At 34.1% G+C, this 1891-nt stretch carries 1 protein-coding gene and 1 pseudogene; both read left to right on the top strand.

Annotated elements, in window-relative coordinates; genetic code table 11:
• Window positions 1-589, top strand: a pseudogene (locus F3G98_RS10505) (hypothetical protein); the annotation flags it as partial.
• A 3-nt stretch (window positions 590-592) separates the two neighbouring features.
• Window positions 593-1891: thioredoxin reductase (locus F3G98_RS08680; RefSeq protein WP_149726080.1), on the top strand; the 1299-nt coding region annotated here is incomplete at its 3' end.

Below are 1891 nucleotides of genomic sequence, written 5' to 3'. Positions count from 1 at the left end.
AAGTAGTGGAGGACTAGACTATAACTCATTTATATACTACGACATAGACCACAAGAAAAACAAACTATCTTTTAACCTAGCCTCTAAACTAGCACTAAATAACCTTAGTGCTTATCTATGCTTAGATGAGCTAAGAGGATCTGGTAATGAGATAGATGCAAGGTATTTTAACTATGCTAGAAGTAGATATACTGAATCTGATGTAGAGATAAGGGAGTTAAATTTAGATGTTAAAGAGGAGAAAGAAATTTATAGTGTCTATAATAAAGATGATAACCAAGATGGACATAGTTTCTCTTCTGCTATAAAAGCCTATCAAAAAGCAGTAGAGATAATAAACAAATTTAAAAAAGGTATATTTAACACAGAAGATAGCGATAACTCTCACTCTAACCTATCAAGATATCTAGTAGAGGCTCTTGATATCATAGGTAACAATAACATAAAGGGAGTGTATGTGGGGTGTAAGGAATTTGGATCATCAGATAGAAAAGACAAGAATACTCAAACCACATCGTCTATCCCCCCTCGCCTAGTAGGTCGTTTAGCCACTACCATAGTAATGGAAGATGGTCTATATATAGGATAAGATATGAAAAAGATCATATTTATCATCATAGCTCTTTTAGTAGCCACAGCAGTAGTGGTAATAAGCAAAGGAAAATTACAAGATAAAGGAAATTTAATGGATAACACTAATACATATACAGTTATAGCTCCAAATGGAATGGAAATACCATTTGATAAAAAGACAAATTTAATGATACCAAACAATGACAATTATAAAAAACCTAGGACAAATAAGGAATACTTAGAAATTCAGTCTAAATATTTACTTGAAGCTCGCTCCATCCTAGACTCATCTTTATATAAAAACTATAAACCCCTATACTATAACCCTAAACCAAATTCTCTAGGTCAAACAGACTATCTATCATTTAAACCATGGCTAGACATTAGCTATAAACCAAGCTCAAATAAACTATCACCTTGGACTAAATCAGAAAAAGCCTACTATGAAAGTTTAAAAGATAAGAGAGATAGATATATCTATCTAGTAAAAAGAAGCAATCTAAAATGCACTATGATAGATATACCAGAAGATGCCATAGGTAGAGTAGATAGCAATGGCAAACTAACAAAGCCAGAGTATGCTGAAATTTATGATGAAGTAAATTCTCACAAAGGTACATTAAAATCAGAACTATTTGCAGCAGAGTGGAATATATGTGCAGGAGTATTAGGAGATATGGGAGGATTTGTAGGAGGTGTTGGATTAGGTTATGCAGGATTTAAAGCAAGGGCATATCAATCAATGTTTCTATCAGCCCAGCTTGGTCAAGACGGAGCCCTAGAAGCATTAGCTGATTTATTTGAATACTCTACCTATTTAGTAGGTCTAAACAAAAATTTACAAATGGCTGAAGAGTTTAGAAGACTAGCTAAAAATCCTCCACTAGATGAATATGGAATGATGCCTTATCTAGATGAGATAGTAGGAAGCTACTTCGTGATGGATTTTAATAGAGGACTTGCACTTGATACTGATGGTAGGGTTATGCGGTATTTTAGAAAACTTGTAGAAGATGAAGGCAAGCTACTAGACCCTAGAGACCTTGACGCAAACGAGACTACAAGAGAAGAATTTATGAAAAAAATGAAAGACGTCCTAAAAGATGAAATGCTTCCTTTTGATGTAGCTGAACCAGATGATCAAGAATATAGGCAAGTGATTTTAAACAGAGATATTAATATTTTAGAAGCTAAAATAATGTCCCTAACCCCACCAGAGGGATATCCAAATGCACCATACTACAACACACCAGAAGAGCTAACAAGACTATATGAGGCTGGTAAATTAGATAAAAAGCTAAACCCTCTAACACCAGTG

This window comes from Campylobacter concisus (genome assembly GCF_902460895.1).
Taxonomy (GTDB): domain Bacteria; phylum Campylobacterota; class Campylobacteria; order Campylobacterales; family Campylobacteraceae; genus Campylobacter_A; species Campylobacter_A concisus_BC.
Note: the sequence above shows the minus strand (reverse complement) of the source record. Positions and strands in the feature narration are given on the sequence as shown.